Here is a 16,715-nt window from a genome sequence, read left to right on the forward strand (position 1 = left end):
AGTCAAAACCGGCAGTATAGCATGACTGGTCATCGTCTATGCAGACAGGTAAACTATCTGGCTTATCTTTTTGCAGGCAGTACGGGCGGTAATATGGGCGCACAATCAATCGAATCTATCAGTGAGTTTTTGCTTCACGCTGGCACAAATTTCCAGGTTATCGACATGGGCCGCGGGCTGGTTCCTTTAAGCGCTCAGACGTTTCTGGATATCGAAAACGCGGCCATGACAGTCCCGCGGCCCCGTCAGGAGCATGCCTGGTTTGGGGTGGTGTTCTGGAATACCCAGGACCAGCCGTCGAAAGAATACATCTGGTTTTTAAAGTTGCCGGTGGATGAACAAGGGTTGCTGGTGACCGCCGCGCGCAATCACTTTTTACAGATTATTGTTGATGCGCTGGGGAACTCGCTGGCCCAGGATACCGAACAGGCTGATAAACTGCCCGACAACCCATACAATTTTGTGCCGCCTCAGTCTCTGATGGCACATTTTAATGCGATGACAAAACATCTGCTGAATAAGCCTGCCGTCAGCGGCACCAAAGAGGTGGCCTCGTATATACGTCACCCGGCAGTGGTAGACTGGCAAACCCTATCGTTACAGGCCATTGCTGATATTGCCCATCAGCTTGAGCAGGAACAACTGAGCCAGGCGCTGACCCAGCAATTTGATATGTATGCCGAGGACTTTCAGCAAGCATTACTCAGTGCGCTGGACAACACCACGCTGCCGCCCCCACTACAACAGTTTTTGCTCGAACGGCTTGAACAACAATGGCCACAGCACCGCAATAAAACCGTACTACTGGCCATGTTGAGAGCGGTGAATACGCCCGAGACAGCAGCGTCGGTACAGGCAGTATTGAAGCTGGTGTTAAACAGCGAACACACCGATATAGATACCCTGTCGGTCGTGGCTGCACGCCATTTTAACCAGCTTGATGATGCTTTACTGCTCGCCTTTTTTGAAAAAGCCGCCTGGCTGGATGCACAACAGCATTATCAGGGTGCCCTATTTCAGGGCTTTTTTGCCGATCTGGTACGCTTGCCTGATCTGCGCACCCGCGCGTTAACCCTGCTCAGAACCCCGGAGCGCAGTGAAATTCTGGCTAGCGCCATTGGCGCATTGTTTTCGGCAACCAGGAGCTAATCCGTGACCTTAGGCGAACTGACTCTGTTTTTATTGCTGTTAGCGGTAGGCTTTCAGTTTTGGCGCATACGTAGCATCAGCGAACGTGCCTATGGGCATGTTGAGCATTACTGCAATACCCATCAGCTGCAATTGCTGTCGGTAGCCCGAAAGAAAACCCGGCTGTCGTTTAAGTACGCAAAGATTGACTGGTGGTCAGTGTTTGTATTTGAGTTTTCAGGAAACGGCGAAGATCGCTATGTGGGTGAGATGGAGATGATTGGGCAAAAAGTACTGCGTACCCAGTTGCCGCCTTACCGAACCAACTAGGCTTTTACGTCAAAAAGCAAAGCCCTGAATACACGAAAAAGCGATAACCTTATGGTCATCGCTTTTTTCGAATGTCGAGGATCCTTCTCGGCATTTACCGGGTAACTGAAACCTCCCTGGCTTCACTCCGTGTGTACCCCGTCCTTTTTATCCTGCATATCCATTGCAGGTTGCCATTAACTGGCAGGTCCCTTTCCCTGTATCCTTTACCTCATAATACATCCGGTTATATTACGGCTTTCATCCATTGAAAGTGTCCGTTACCTGTATCCTCAGGTATTCGTCCTTAACCATGCATCCTGCATCACTTATGTGGTTCCTTTATAAGTGCCTTCTTCCCTGGTCCAGTCCTTTGGCAGCGAATCCTTCGCCGGATCCCTTTCCTTTGCTCCACGCCTTGTGATTTCTTCATCCCTGAAGATGTCCTTTGGTTCACTCCTTCGAACATTCCTTTCCAAGCAATTTGTGCAACCATTCCCTGTGCACGAATCCTGATCAGTTCCTTTGGGTATGTTCGTGTGTCATCCTGACTCGTCGTGTGTCCGTGTGACATTAAATATAGTACTGCTCTAAAGATTATTTGCGACACTGAATTAAAAAAATGTTAGAGACGGTTTTTTGACGCTATCGGAACAGACTTAAAAACACCTGTAAAAACATGAGCTTTATACTTAAGTCTAATAAAAGCCTATGAAAAAAACGGCGAAAAACTTACGAAAATGTACGATATGTCTTACACGGTATGTCCGTTTATAAGATGGGGATAGAGCGTGTATGGGAACGTAATGTGCTCGGCGTGGACGACACCTGAACGGTGTTTTCTTAAGAAGTTGCGCTCATCAACCGTTTAAAAGAGATTTGTAAACGGTGCTAGCTCGGTAGACTCACAGCAATGTATGGAGTTCATTGAAATTTTTTGTCGCTCAAAAACTGATTGGAAGGCTGCCTCCCTTTATACACCTCATGCCAAGTGGACCTACTCGAGTCTACAGGGCCACTGCGTTTAATCTTTGCTGTGTTCAATCTATCGCCGGCTACCTGCCGTACTCAAAACTAGTCGGCTGTATTCCAGCAACGTTGATAACCACCAACAATGCTGCATGCAGAGTTTAAAGATTGGATAAAATGGGGTAAATGTGTGAAAAACATTCTGGTAACAGCAGCAATAGCGGGGCTGAGTCTGTTCAGTGTGACCTCGCCAGCCCAGGAAAGTAACTTACCGGCGGCGCTGGTGGATGTCGCTGGTGCCAGGATATGTGATCGTCTGGAAAACCGGTTTCGAGGTCTGCAGCGTCAAAATGATCAAGGAGAGCAGGTTTACAGCGGTACATTGTGGATTCATTCGTGCTCAGTCAGTCACGACGATGATGACCAGGACAAAATGACACTGGAGTTGGGCGTTAAAGGATGGCGCTGGCTGGAACGTGATAAGGAAAAGCTCGGAGCGGATTTCAACGTCAGCGAATTTGCCCGTTTTCAGGTGGAGGTAGGTTTGACCGGCCAGGTAAAATCCTATTATGATCCTGCTGCAAAAAACTTTGCTTTCTGGTTTAAACCGGTCGAAGAACCAAAGGTGATGTTTGATGCCTCCGGCGATGTGGATGTCGATAAAGAAGGGCTGTGGGGCACCGTGTTGGCGGGAGCTGCGACCATGGTGGGCGAGTCACCGGACACGTTGGCAGATGAAAAACTGGTGGCAAAAGGCGCCCAAAAATTCAGTCAGAAAATGGCTGATGGTTTCAGTGCCGCCATCGATTTTTGTTCTGGTCGGGTCGTGTCTGAACTTGGCCAGGTGGAGCAAGCCCGCTTATTTTCCCGGCTCAAACAACCACAAAAGGCTAAGTACAAAAAAGTAGACCTGGCACCTTCCTCTTTTCTGCTTTTTGGTCCCTACGGGCAACAATCCGAACATCTCGATCTTAGCTTGCAAGTCGACAACCCGGCAGACTTTCAAAACAAGCTCATGTGCATGGAAGACGCGGTAACGCTTGCCAATGCCTATATGAAAGGTAACGATCGCACGCCGGATGTGCCAGGTATTAAGCTGGTGAAAGACGATAACACAGAAGAGGTTTCGCTGCGTAATTCCGATCAAACCTGTCCGGTGGTTGCCATGTTCAGCACTGATAAAAGCGTGAAAAAGCGCGCATCATTTGCGTTTAAGGTACGTGACCATAGTGAGCCGAAGCCGCTGATGAAATGCAACTAGGCTATCGGTCTTATGTGAGTTACAGAACATTGTTACATTGATGCTTCTCACAAAGCAAAGAGCTTCTTGGGGTTTCACAGGCTCACGCCAACCTTTAGGAGCTCAGGCTGTGGCGTCTATGCGAATAGACGAAACTTTATAAATTTAAAGCTCTTCATCACGTTACAGTAATTAAGTGCTACGGGTGCTTAAACGGTTTATTGATAGCGTTGCCCGCAGCCTGAAAAGGCGAAACCACCTACCTTTATTCCCGTTTTCCTGGAGAAACTAATGCCAAACCAATAAAGGCGACCAATATCAAAAAATCATTATAACCAATTAGAAAATTTGGTTATAATCAAGTAGCAACCAGTATTCTGGCTTTTGCCTGACATATGGGCTTCACGATATACTGATAATTGTTGTATTAATTTTGATAGGCGAATGGTGGATATATGAAACGACGCAGGCGTTTTTGGCGGGTTGTCGAAAAATTGGAAAAATTGATCGACAACGGAGTCTACCCTATCGGCACCCGACTCCCGGCAGAAAGAGAACTCGCTGAAGCCTATGAAGTTAGCCGGCCAACAATTCGTGAGGCTATTATTGCACTGGAAGTTCGGGAGCGGGTTGAGGTCAAAACGGGCTCAGGGGTGTTTGTTATCAATTCTGGCGCGAGTGAGCAGAGCGAACACACTATCAGTGCTTTTGAGCTTACGCAGGCGCGGGCTTTAGTAGAGGCTGAAGCAGCGGCACTAGCCGCCGCCACCATCAATCCCGACGAGCTTGCCGAGTTAAAGCAAACCTTAGATGACATGAAGCAAGCTGAATTTGCAGACTCAGCGGACCAACGGTTCCACGAGATAATTGCCCAGGCCACCCGTAACGGGGCAATGGTCATGACTATTCAGAATCTTTGGAAGCTGAGACGCTCAGAACCGCTCATTGTTGCAGCCTACCAGGATGTTTGTTCCCAAAGTATTGATCAAAGACTGGTGGAGCATACCTCTATTTACGATGCTATCGCTAAGCGTGACTCATCCGCGGCCCGCAAAGCGATGCACAATCACTTTGACCGGCTCATTAATGCATTGTTTGCTGCCAGTGAAGCAAAGGCGCTTGAAGAAATTAAACGTAAAACAGACGAAACCCGCGGGCTTTATTCTATCTCTCACCTAACGGATTAAGTCGTTGTAGTGGCGTCAGCCTCAGCTTTTAATAAAAAGCCAGAACCGGGCGTCACTCACAATTACATTGCTCAAAGCCGCTTATGTGCCTTTTATAAATGTCTCGCTTTATGAGTGGAGTGGTTCTGCTGTAAGCTTTGCGCTAAACACGCTCTAAAAAGTTTTCTGGTATAAGCTATCGGGGTTATAAGATCCGTGCTACAAGCGGCATGGTATAGACTGTCGGGTTGCACTATCACACGCAATTTATGAACCTTTATTCGATTGCTTCTTTTTTCCGGAGCGCTTACCTTTAGCCCCTTTAATCCTAATTCGTGCTCTTTGCTAAATCCAAAAAGACGGTTAACTCTTATCTAATTCAGTAGCAGAAGACGGCTTCTACCGGTTGTTCAATGACTAAACTTATAAGCCACAATTAAATCTTATTTTTATTGCTTTAGATAAGAGCGACTTAAAAAAAGACTACAAAGCCACCCTCTTATTATAAAAAATCCCAGCCTGTTAAAGCCGGGATCAAGGGGAGATTTCGCTAGCGCAACTCTGGTTTAGAAGGTGTAGCTTGCGCCAAATGTAATTCTTCTGTCGGTCAGGCCCTGGAAGCACAGCAGTGCCCCTTCGCTCACGCAGGACTGTTCCACATCTGAGCGAGTCAGGTTTACGGCTTCAAGTCCGATATTCAGCTGGTCAGTCACATCGTAACTAATACTGGCATTCAGCTGACCGCGGTCATTCTGAACCACTGGAAAGCCCCAGGGAAAGCTGGAAGTACTGCCAAAGTCGGTGGAGCGGTAGGCTTCACGCCAGGTATAACGAGCCCGTACCGATAAGTCGTATTTTTCATAAAAAACCGTTACGTTATAGGAGTTTTCTGATAAATCGAGCAGTGACTGTACCGCCGTGACATTAATATCTTCAATTCCGGTCGTGCGGGCGAACACACTATTGGCCCGACTTGTGGCCGAATCCACAGCTGCTCCGCCGCTAAAGTCCTGATAAGTGTAATTTGCCAACAGACCAAAGCCTGATGCCCAACCCAAAGACTCTTCAAAGTTCGATAAATCATACTGAAACGCAATTTCGACCCCTTGCTGCGTGGTTTCATCATCATCATTTATCGTTGTTTGGGTGGGCACACACACGCCTACACCCGGCTCTGGTCCAAACACATTGATATCGGCAATAGGATTAAAGATACCGCCATTTTCACACACCGGACCCGTGATATCGCGAAAACCTGTTGTCGGGTCTTCAAACGGGTCATTCTGGCGGGTTACATGTAAATCAGACCGTTCTTTATGAAAATATCCTACGCTCAATAGCGCTGCCGGGGCAAAATACCATTCTGCTGAGATATCGAAGGAGGTTACTTTTTCAGGTAGCAGGCCCGGGTTTCCTATTGCGGTAGAGTTGTTAGGACTGGTACTGAAGGTGACCGAAGTCGAAAGATCGTTAAAGTCAGGACGGCGGATATCCTGAGACCACCCCACCCGCACGATTACATCATCCATCACGTCAGCCACCACATTAATACGGGGAAGTACAAAGTCATAATCACCGCTGGATGCCACCTGCTCTACAATTTGATTGCCCTCGGCATCCACTGTCACCGAATTACCTACAGAATCAACATCTGTCTGTAAATAGCGTACCCCAAAGTTGCCACGAAACATTCCGTATTCAAAGTTACCCTGGGCATATAAAGCATGGGTGACTTCTTCAATATCAAAAAACGCGTTCACCTGAGAAGTGGGAGAGCTTATTGGTTCGCGATCAGAGCCAGTAATCGCGTTATTAGCTTCAATCGCACGGTTTAAAGTATCTAGTACCGTGGAAGAGTCAGAAGCCGCCAACTCCGGGTTGATAAGAAGAAAGTCTGGTATGTATAGCTGACGACCATCGGCGTCATTAAAGTTGGCCGGGCCAGCAGTAAGAATATCGGCAAATAGGCTGCCACGAGGGCTATCGGCGAAGTCACGTAGCCCTACATTAGAGCGGATTTGATCAGATACACTGCTCGTTTTGCTGTAACGATAACCAAAATCCACAGAAGTAATGTAGGAGTCAAAATAATACTTAAAATCGGTTCTGAAGGCGTCTTCCTGATTTTCGGTTACATCCTGACCAATGTTTACATCGCGCAGTACCACATTATCAGGATCAAGCAGTTGTTCGCTGGTAGGAGCGTTCGCCTCACCTGTGGCAATTCCGTATGAAAGCGAGCCGCCTGATAGATCGTAAGCCAAAGGCGTGCCATTTTCATTAGACTCGTTAATCTCTACATTTGGGTTGATGAAGTTCAGCGTGGTATTGAAACTAGGAGTGGTGGAATCTGATGAAGATGAGGAGACCTCAGCACTGACAAAAAGCTTTTCACCCTGCCATTCGCCACCAAAACGAAATACTTTACTGTCGGTAATACGCGAATTAGTGTCACTGGAAAAACGCAGGTTAGGATCGCCACCGCCCTCTTCGACCGGTATCACGCCTCGCACCGCGGCTTGTATACTGCCCAGATCCTGGCCATCCAGACTACCAAAATCCACCGTCTCGAATTCTTCAGGTACCGACACATCTCTTAGGTCACTAACGCCAGAGGCTTGCACTCGCGAGCTTTCCTGCCGCCGTTCCTGATCATTTAAAACCGCATCGAAATATAGCTTGGTATTTTCACTGGGGGCCCATTCCAGCGTACCGGCAAAGTTGACCGTTTCATATTCGTAATTATCATAATCCTGATTCAAAAACTGGATGGGTAAAAAATCAAAAGACTGAGCGCTGGGTACGCCGCTGTCGGAGGTAATAATATTGTCACGATCTGCCCGGGGCCGAAACGCAGTTACATCCTGTTCGCTGTAGCTACCACTTAACACCACCCCGAACTCTCCGGCATCGGTTTCCCAATTGTCGCCCCATGCTCCGGAAATTCTTGGGGTTATTCCATCTGTAGACAAACTGCTCTCTTCACCCTGCACCCGGATTGAACCCAACATTTCTTTTAACTGCAGTGGCCTGATAGTTCTTAGATTGATAGTAGCGCCCACCGAGCCTTCAATGGTTTTTGCTTCGGGAGACTTGATAACTTCTACCGCTGAGATTATCGCTGAGGATACATCTTCAAAGTCAATTCCGCTTCGTCCTGCCCCTGAGCCTACAGTAGACACACCATTAATTTCTGTTCGGTTGGCATTGGTACCACGTATCTGTACACCCGTGCCGACCCCGGCCTCCCGGGTTATTTGAATGCCCGTCACATTTTCAAGAACCTCAGCCAGGTTTTGATCCGGAAGTTTGCCGATATCGACGGCCTGAATCACTTCAACCAAGCTGTCTGATGCTCTTTTTTCTGCCAGAGCATTGGTTAGAGACTGCCGAATACCAGAAACCTCAATGACTTCAACTTCTTCTTCTGCTGTCTGAACTTCCTGGGCCTGGGCGTGAACATTGCCAGCCACGGCAGTGGCAGAAAGTATCATTAGAGTAATTTTAGAAAGTTTGTATCGCATCATCGTTTTTCATCCATTAGCAATTGCATTGATTGATGTAAATACTGAAGCCAGGGTCGGCTTTGATTCACAACTAATTTACCTAATAGTTACAAGCAAAGCCGGAAAGGTCAACCTATTGTTAATCAATTTTAGCTTAAATAAAAAACTAAGCTATTACCAATTGGACATACCAACAACCATAACCAATAATATTCAACAACAATGATTAGTAAGATACTGATTTTACTACGTTAATAATTAAGGTTGGTTGAACATCGTAATGCTATTAAAGCTGATATTTGAGTGCATTTATTCTTATTCGTTATAAAAATACATATTTGTGAAAGAGAGGCCTTCGCTACCAAACTAATTGGATAACCAATTATGAGTGAATTCATTTGGGATAATGTATCTGATATGTAAATCTAAGCAGGCCGCTTAAAAAGCGGCCTTTTAGAAAGGATAATGGAGGGGTAAAAAGGTCTGAAAATTAACGGACGTTTATCTATGCGCTTCTTTGCAGGCAGTGGTTATAGCTTCCCAGTCTCCTTGGGCGATCATTTTTGCAGTGGCGACCCAGGTCCCGCCCACTGCCATTAAATTTGGCAATGCCAGATAATCTTGTTTATTGTGTGGGTTTACGCCACCGGTTGGGCAAACCGAACCGATTGAAACACAGAGGCGATCGCAGAAAGAAATTCGGGCCCACCACTTAAAGCAGCTGGAAACAATTTTTGTTCATTATAACCAGCTTCAAGAGCTAACAAGATATCACCGGTACCAGACACCCCGGGCAAAACAGACACATCAACAGATTTAAGGTCCTCAAGTAGTCTTGTCGAGATGGCAGGCGTTACAATAAAATCAGCCTTAGCGGCTAACGCCTGGTCTAGAATCCGGGCATTTAATACCGTGCCTGCGCCAACACTTAAGTTAGGCAGGGCGCTCTTAATTTCCTTAAGAGCGGATAAAGAAGATGGGGTACGTAGCACGACTTCTTCCACGGTTAATCCCGCTTTTTCCATAGCGCTGGCGATATTTACCCCCTATTCAGGGGAGTCGGTCTGAATGATAGGCAACAAGCGTTGTTCGCCCATCATACTGGAGAATTTTTTCATTGAATGTGCTCTGAAAATAATTAATAGAATGAAACAATACTGAACGCTGGCGCTCATGAGTGCATATTTTAGGACTCATCATATTTTTCCCTGTAGCGCATTAAGAAACAAGGTACGGGGAATTATGGCACCGGGGTGCTGAATAACAGTTGCCGCGGCGGCCGCTGCTGCCTGAACCGCGTTATCGATATCTTTGCCCGACAAGCGGGCCCCAAGGTAAACGCCATTGAATGCGTCACCGGCAGAAGTAGTATCCACAACATTATTCACCGGCGTGATTTTGTGCGTGGCAGTGGCGCCGTTGCATACCGTGACCACACTTTGTGGGCCATTTTTTATTATCAGCTCGGCTAAATCAAACCGCTGACAAAAGTCGCTGACTTGTTTGGAGGTGTGAAGATCCAGCAAAGTGGCTAGATCGTCGACCCCCGGTAAGGCAATGTCGGCATAAGTGAATGCCTTTTCTGTCTGAGTAAGGGCGTCATCTTTAGAGGACCATAACGTTTTACGGTAATTCGGATCGAACACAATTGTGATGCCACGGTCGTTCAGTTTTTTCAATCTGTGCCAAAACTCATCCCGTTTTTCTTCAGGTAATATAGCAAGTGAAATACCGGAAAAGAAAAAAACATCTTTATGTTTAAACTGGTGAAGATGAACGTCTGTAAAAAAGTCCATTGTCTGTCTGGCAGCAGAGTCTCCCCGCCAGTAATTAAATGTTCTTTCGCCCGTAACATCTGTCTGTATATGGTAAAGACCCGGTATCTTTTGTCGAGAACGAAAGACCAATTCGGTCGATAGATGTTCATCAGTAAAACGGTCTGTCATTTCATTGCTAAATGCGTCGGTCCCCACGGTAGTGATGATATGTACCGGCAGCTTGGGAAAGGCCCGCTTCATATACACCGCAGAGTTGTAAATGTCTCCGGCATAAGACTGCTCAAGCAGGTTTCCCTGCAGGGCCCTTAGCTCGATTAAACACTCGCCGAAAAAATAAATAGAACTCATGGTTGTCTCACTTTGTAATGCGGGTTGGCTGACATAGGCGCAATGGTTCCTTTGCGCCTATGTATTACTTAGGTGCCTGCAACGGCTCAATCTTTGGAATCAACACCCACACCGAGGCCATCGCCAAAACTGCAAGGGAGGCACCAATCACAAATGCAGGAGTATAATTCCCCCGGCGGTCAGATAAGGCACCAAAGAGGTAAGCCCTACGGCGCCAAGTTTTGCTGCCATGCCGGAAAACCCGGCCAGGGTGCCCACCGCTTTTTTACTCAGCAGGTCACTGGGAAGGGTCTGGACGTTGCCGATGGCGGTCTGAAAACCAAACAAAATAACGGCCATGATCAGTACTGCGGTTACGGGGCCACCCGGATCGGCCATGGCTATAAGTGCCGGCAGCATGATCAAACAACCTAAGGTAATGGTTAGCTTTCTGGTTTTGTCCGCATTCCAACCTGACTTCAACCGGTTTTGTGCAAGCAAACCGCCAAACCAGGCGCCTAACATCGCCCCCACATAGGGTACCCAGCCATAGATCCCGATTGCTTTTACATCCATGCCATACACTTCGTTCAGGTAAATGGGGATCCAGAAAACAAATAACCACCAGATAGGATCGATAGCAGCGGAAGCCAGAATGACGCCCCAGCTTTCTTTGCGAGACAGCAACTCCACTGTAGACGGTGCGTATTCGGGTTTTTCATCTTCAGTATCATCAAGATTGGCTTTCTGGCCGGTGAGAATATAATTACGCTCGGCTTCCGTTATCCACGGATGACGACCCGGGGAGCCTTTACCAGAACAATCCAGGGCACAAGCCACAGAAACCCCACAAGACCCACCACCACGAAGACCATCTGCCAACTGAAATACACGGTCAAAAACGCAATCAGAGGGATAGAAATAATGCCGCCTATCGCCGCCCCCGAATTAAAAATCCCTTGAGCCAGTGCGCGCTCTTTGATGGGAAACCATTCTGCATTGCCCTTTGTGGCTCCGGGCCAGTTACCGGCTTCAGCTACACCGAGTACTGCTCTGACAATGGCAAAGCTTAATACGCCCTGAGCCAGCGCGTGGGCAATCGTGGCCAGTGACCAAAAACCAATAGAAAGTACAAAGCCTAAACGCGTTCCGACCCAGTCAAAGATTTTTCCAAAAATAGCCTGGCCGAAGGCGTAGGCAAATACAAATACGACCGAAATACTGGCATAAATCTGTTTTCTCTCTAAAGACGTTTTATCCGGAAACAAATCGTCAACAATGGCCGGCCACAGCACACTGAGTGTTTGGCGATCGATATAATTAATGATTGTGGCTAATGCAATCAGCGCAATTACCCACCAGCGAACACCTTTAAGTTTCATAGCTATTCCTTTAAGAAGTCTTCTCTGGGTGGGCTGAAGATATCCAGCAGAATTCCGCCTGTCGGGCAAATAGCGCCATGCTCTGCATGAGGGGGGATCAAACAGCTGTCGCCGGCTTTAAGCACTTTTGTTTCACCATCAATGGTAAAGTGAAACTCGCCCTTTTCAACATAGGTTACCTGCGAGTGCCGATGTTGATGCGTATAGCCCTGAGCGCCCTCGGCAAACCAGACTTTTACCGCCATCAGTTCTTCGTTGTAACCAAGCATCTGGCGCTTCAGGCCATTGCCTAAATCTTCTATTTCGGTAGTACTGCCAAATAAAAACATTTCACTTTGTTGGTTCATTGCTTCAATACTCCTATTATTTGCTCAACTGATAAACAGCCATCCGGCGGTCCAGCGAGTAGTGTTTGTTTTTGAAGGTAAAGGTCGTTGGCTTTGTCAGATTTTTATCCGAACTCTGATTTATCGCCACCAGGTATTCTGCGCCCGCCAGTTGCATGGAAATTAACAGCAAGTGGTCCCTGGATTCATAGTCCAGTTGTTGCAGCTGACTGGTGGCCACCAGGGTGTACTCTTTTGCCGGATTGTATTCGCCATGAGGCTCAATGACTGACATAAACCGATGTTTTTGGCTTTTCCCGACGCGGCGTATAAAGCTGTGTTCGTTGCGCAGATTAAAATTAGGATCACTGGCGCCAAGCTGGGTAAACAGAAATTTCTCGTCGCCGTCCACAAGACTGGTTTGGGTGTAGAAACGACCATTTTCGTTAAGCCAGGTAACTTTGGCCAAACCTTTTTCGGGGTGGCTTTACCTTTTAGCCACAGATGCTGATAGCCATTGGCACTGCCCAATGGCCGCAGGTTTGAGGTAAAAGCATCGATATCAAAACTGGTATCAATCAGTTGGCCGTGATAATGCAAAGGCAAATCAAATTGATGGCGGGTGTTACCGGCAACTTCAAACAAATCAATACCAATGGCATGCTCGTAATGAGGAAGCTCTACTAAAGCCATGGTGCGAGTAAGTGTTATATCTTTATAGGCGGTATCGATGACCGCCTGAGCGACGCTTCCGGTTGGGCCGGTAGCAAAGAAATTCAGTGTGGGAGCTTGTTTGTTACCCTCTGAAACCTTGGCATTAAAGTGACTTTTTTCGTCCACCACCACCGTATTATGGGCCACCGTTTGTTTGGCATAACTGGTATTTTCAGGCAGATAGCGGCCACCAAATTTTGCTTCAACATTTAAAAACCGGGCCGCACCATAATCGCTGACTATCTCATTGCCATTGTCATAAAACTGCCAGGTAAGTTTATCGAAATGACCGTGGCCAAGACCTTGCGAGGCAGGCTTAAACAGTAATGCTTGTTGACCTTCAGGCTTGCTGCGCATTATCACCAATGCCCCTTTGTCGCCTTTAGGCCCGTCACCAAATGCGACCGAGTCAAACTGATAGGGCTTCGCTTTATTTGCATCCAGCCCGGCTGCCACTTTCAGGCCGTCACCAGAAAGAATAATATTTTGTTGCATGGCGGCGATATCCAGATACTCAGGATTTTCGGTCAATCCGTAGGCCACCGTAACCCCGTGTACAAGTTCAATAGTGTCGATTCCTTTGCTTTTTACGGCATCATTGATAGGAAAAAATAAGCCGTGGTAACTGAGCTGAATGGTGGTATCGATGGCTTTTAATATTATAGCGTCGCGGTATTCAAAAATTTTTCGCTTAGGCTCGTTATTTGCAATTGCTTTGGCAAAGGTTATAAAGGGGAACAATGCATAACGCTGGTAATAAGGGCCTTCGTTATAATACCCTTGGGGCGAAAACAGATTGTCCAGTTGCGCCAGAAAGCCGCCTTTACCTGATTGGTTCAGATCATATAACGCTTGTTCCACCCACTCAGGCTCATCTAATACATATCCTGCCATCCCCACTCCCGCAGTGGCCCAGGTGCCGTGATTATGGACTTTGTTGAACGTCGAGGGCTGACCTTCTGACAAAAACCGAACCACTGGCTTTAACAGGTCTTGTTCAATTCGCGCTCTGTCTTTGGGAGTAAGTGCATCATAAACCAGATCATAGGCCTGAATGGTATAGACCAGCCAGACCGCCTCATTCAGACTTTGCCAAAATAGCTTTCCCGGATTTTGTGAGTTCACTTTACGTTCTGGGTGCACATCTAAGGTGGGGTACAACTGCGCGTAATTCAGTAGCATTTTTGTCACGTGTTCTGCGTAGTTTTTTTCCCCGGTCAGCTGATAAATGACCCCGGCGTTGTACATTTGCTGATAATTTCTTTTGTGTTGCTCATGGGTATACCCACCGCCCCCATCTTTAGGAACCGGAACCTCGATGGGCGCGCCAAGCTGTTTATCGACAGACTGCCTGAGCTTCTCGAACGCCGTTTTAAAACGACCCGGCTCTTCTAAAGCCCTACGCATTTTGCTCACGTCGTCAGTGGTAATTACCAGATTCGGATGGCTATCTGCAGCCACTGAAGGCAGCGAGACGACCAGACCAAACCAAACGAAGAAGGCGCCTAAAATGTTTTTTCTATTAGCATTCATGACTGACGCTCCTTATCGCTGGTTACCTGGTTGTTTTGTAGAGTCGCGGTATGGGGGCCTTCAGCATGCAGCTCTTTGATCTCAGGTGCAGCAGTTGCTTCAAACCTATTATTTTTTATCGCGGTTTGCGGTTCTCCGACGGTGTGTTCAATCACCAGGGGTGCGGAATGGCTGAATTGATTATCGGTAACCTTGGAAACCTGAACGCCATGTAAGTATAAGCTAGCATCGGTTTTGTTGCGCTTGCCCTTGCCGGCCGCGGTGAGCGTATTCCCTGCAAACTCCAGATGGGGCCCAAAGGTGCTTTCATCAGTCCCGCCCCGGTAAATACTGGCTATCGTTCCTTGCACATCTTTAAATTGATTATTGTTTACAACCACATACTCAGCGTTGTAAATACCTAAGTCTTCAATTTCACGATCCAGGCGCAGAATATCCCCGGTGATGTTTTCAAATGTATTGTTTTCCAGCGCCAACTGGTCAGCCAGGGCTCCTTTACCACTGACAAAAAAGTCGAAGGAGTGATTGATATCTAAATCCGCTACCGACGAATTTTTCATGATGAAACGATAGTTTTCTAACATTCCCCACTTTGCAGTTCGCACCACACTATTGGCTGCCGCATCAGGACTGTTCTTGCCTGATAAAGCCAGACCGTCTAATTTAAGACTGCCGCCATCATGAATTTCGAACAGGGCCGAGCGGGCAAAGGTCAGCTTGCTCTGGCCTTTTTTGTGCGCAGAAATCGTCAGAACTTTATCGATTTTCAATAGTCTGGAGATATCATACTGGCCGGCAGAAAGCACAATAGTATCGCCTGACCTGGCCGCTTCTATGGCTTTATACAAAGCCTGTGGTGTCGGGGCGACCCGATGCGTGGCGCCCGAATCAAATTCCGTGGTAGCCGGTGCTTTGGGATACCACTGAACACCGGTTTCGTCTTTACTAACAACAATGAGGTCTCGTTGCACGCCCACGTTTTCACTGTGGGTTGTAGGGTACAGTAAGCCGTTTTTGTGACGTGACAACGAGATATTCTGTTTGGCTACGCCGGGGCGCAACTCGGATAAAACTGGTTGATTACTGACATTATCTTTAAAAGTAATACCACTGATATCATCGAATAAGGTAAAAGGCTGACGCCCATCGTTTACAATAAGGTTGTTTTTGATCAGCGTATCTGTTGGTACTGCCGTACGTTCTGCATCGCTGCCGGCAGCTAATTGTATATGCCGAACATTAATAAACGAGTTGTTTTCAATAAGGGCATTTTCTACCTGGTGATAGCGGTTTATCGGCGAGTTTTTCACCCCGTTCATAATGGTCAGCCCGCTACCGAATCGATAACCCGTAAGATTTTCAAGATAGTTATTACGAACAATCTGGTCTTTGTTGATAACCCGAATGCCACCGGTATGGTCTTGCCCGTTTCCAAAAAATACGTTGCCATCGACAATATTTCCGTTTCCATGGCGCAGCGTGAGCGTTCCGCGAGCTTCATTAAACACATTATTTCTGAGCTCGTTTTTGCCGGATTTAACCGAGATGATCTCTACCTCACCATTGGTTTTATCAAAATAATTGTGGTCAACCTTTGTAAAAGAGTCGGTTAGAGAGTAGTGGCTGGTCCCAATACGGAGGGTTTCGCCGCCATTAGAGCCGAAGACAGGCCGGTAGCCAAAATAATTATGATCGATTCGGTGATAATTCTGCTGACTTTTTTCGTCCGTCAAACGTACAGCAACGGTGACACCTTTATTTCGTTTTCCAACAAAGTGACTATGATCCAGTCGATTGCGCTTACCATACAACGCTACCCAGTAATCTGATTCTTGTTTGTCCGGGTTATTAAAATTATCGATAACCACATTAGAAACTCGCGAGTGATTAGCTTCTTTATCCTGGTGTCTGAAGGTAATTACCGAGCTGCTGGGGGTATAACCATCTTTAAAAATTAATCCGGAAACCTGCAGATATTCGCCTGATAGCTGAAGATTCGACAAGCCGCTAATAACTACTTTCCCCGGCGTTTGCGCTTTTAAACGGATGGGGTTACCCGCGTTGCCCTGACCTGAGAAAACTATTTCGAAATCTTTCCAGGTTCCATTTTTAAGGGTAACCGTATCGCCTGCGGTTAGTCTTTGTGCAATGTTGGAATAGTCTTTTTTATCTTCTACCAGATAGTTTTTTGCACTACTGGCGTGGGAAAACAGCCCCAACAATAAAAAAAAACCTATCGATGTCCGTTTCTTCAATAAAATCATTATCAACTTCCCGAAAACAATTCATCTTTAAGCACACATACAGCATAGGGTTTTATAACTGATTACGCCTGAT

The 16,715-nt window shown here is 46.9% G+C and carries 8 protein-coding genes and 3 pseudogenes; 4 read left to right on the plus strand and 7 right to left on the minus strand.

Translation table 11 applies throughout. The features are described 5' to 3' along the window. The first annotated feature begins 93 nt into the window (after positions 1–93). From IT774_RS12775 to IT774_RS12790, 4 genes are all read left to right on the plus strand, one after another. On the plus strand, positions 94–1,149 hold the full coding sequence (locus IT774_RS12775) for a DUF3549 family protein (protein ID WP_195810103.1): 1,056 nt from the start codon (positions 94–96) through the stop codon (positions 1,147–1,149). Between the two features lie 3 nt (positions 1,150–1,152). After that, entirely contained in the window at positions 1,153–1,458 is a 306-nt protein-coding gene (locus IT774_RS12780; RefSeq protein WP_195810104.1) for a DUF3301 domain-containing protein, read from the plus strand. 1,138 nt (positions 1,459–2,596) lie between these two features. After that, a complete protein-coding gene (locus IT774_RS12785; RefSeq protein WP_195810105.1) occupies positions 2,597–3,667 on the plus strand; it encodes a hypothetical protein in 1,071 nt (356 codons plus the stop codon). A gap of 434 nt (positions 3,668–4,101) precedes the next feature. After that, entirely contained in the window at positions 4,102–4,833 is a 732-nt protein-coding gene (locus tag IT774_RS12790; RefSeq protein ID WP_195810106.1) for a FadR/GntR family transcriptional regulator, read from the plus strand. 545 nt (positions 4,834–5,378) lie between these two features. Here the strand turns inward: IT774_RS12790 and IT774_RS12795 are convergent. The 7 genes and pseudogenes from IT774_RS12795 to IT774_RS12825 all read right to left on the minus strand — a co-directional run bounded on the left by IT774_RS12795 (position 5,379) and on the right by IT774_RS12825 (position 16,642). Beyond that, complete coding sequence (locus tag IT774_RS12795; protein WP_195812296.1) at positions 5,379–8,336, minus strand: TonB-dependent receptor; 2,958 nt, start codon at positions 8,334–8,336, stop codon at positions 5,379–5,381. A gap of 483 nt (positions 8,337–8,819) precedes the next feature. Then, a pseudogene (eda, locus tag IT774_RS12800) lies at positions 8,820–9,436 on the minus strand (bifunctional 4-hydroxy-2-oxoglutarate aldolase/2-dehydro-3-deoxy-phosphogluconate aldolase). Positions 9,437–9,514: 78 nt separating this feature from the next. Next, on the minus strand, positions 9,515–10,444 hold the full coding sequence (locus tag IT774_RS12805) for a sugar kinase (protein WP_195810107.1): 930 nt from the start codon (positions 10,442–10,444) through the stop codon (positions 9,515–9,517). A 64-nt stretch (positions 10,445–10,508) separates the two neighbouring features. After that, positions 10,509–11,805 (minus strand): annotated as a pseudogene (locus IT774_RS12810) (MFS transporter). Positions 11,806–11,807: 2 nt separating this feature from the next. After that, complete coding sequence (locus IT774_RS12815; protein ID WP_195810108.1) at positions 11,808–12,152, minus strand: cupin domain-containing protein; 345 nt, start codon at positions 12,150–12,152, stop codon at positions 11,808–11,810. Positions 12,153–12,168: 16 nt separating this feature from the next. Next, a pseudogene (locus IT774_RS12820) lies at positions 12,169–14,378 on the minus strand (heparinase II/III domain-containing protein). Further along, positions 14,375–16,642 carry a polysaccharide lyase 6 family protein gene (locus IT774_RS12825; RefSeq protein ID WP_195810109.1) on the minus strand — a complete coding sequence of 756 codons (2,268 nt, stop codon included), beginning with the start codon at positions 16,640–16,642 and terminating at the stop codon, positions 14,375–14,377. The pseudogene IT774_RS12820 and the gene IT774_RS12825 overlap by 4 nt, the downstream one beginning before the upstream one ends. Positions 16,643–16,715 lie beyond the last annotated feature (73 nt).

The organism is Salinimonas marina, assembly GCF_015644725.1.
Lineage (GTDB): Bacteria > Pseudomonadota > Gammaproteobacteria > Enterobacterales > Alteromonadaceae > Alteromonas.